Genomic DNA, 346 nt, shown 5'->3' on the forward strand with positions numbered 1-346 from the left:
TGACTCAGGCTGCGCGTAACGCGAACGACGGTATTTCTCTGTCTCAGACCGCAGAAGGCGCGTTGGGTGAGATCAACAACAACCTGCAGCGCGTACGTGATCTGACCGTTCAGGCACAAAGCAGCTCTAACTCTGCATCCGATATCGATTCCATCCAGTCTGAAGTTAACCAGCGTATGGAAGAAATCAACCGTGTGACCAAGCAAACCGATTTCAACGGTATCAAAGTCCTGGACAACCGTACTGCGACCGATTCCAACTACGATTTCCAAGTGGGTTCTAAAGACGGCGAGAAAATCAGCATCGCTATCGGTTCAAGCGCGGGCTGGAACCTGGCAGCGGCGGG

Annotated in this window: 1 pseudogene; it reads left to right on the plus strand. The window is 52.9% G+C overall.

Annotated features, from left to right (window positions below):
- A pseudogene (locus tag DBA33_RS20510) lies at positions 1-346 on the plus strand (flagellin FliC); the annotation flags it as partial.

Source organism: Yersinia sp. IP36721, from assembly GCF_003634395.1.
In the GTDB taxonomy this organism is placed as follows: Bacteria; Pseudomonadota; Gammaproteobacteria; order Enterobacterales; family Enterobacteriaceae; genus Yersinia; species Yersinia entomophaga.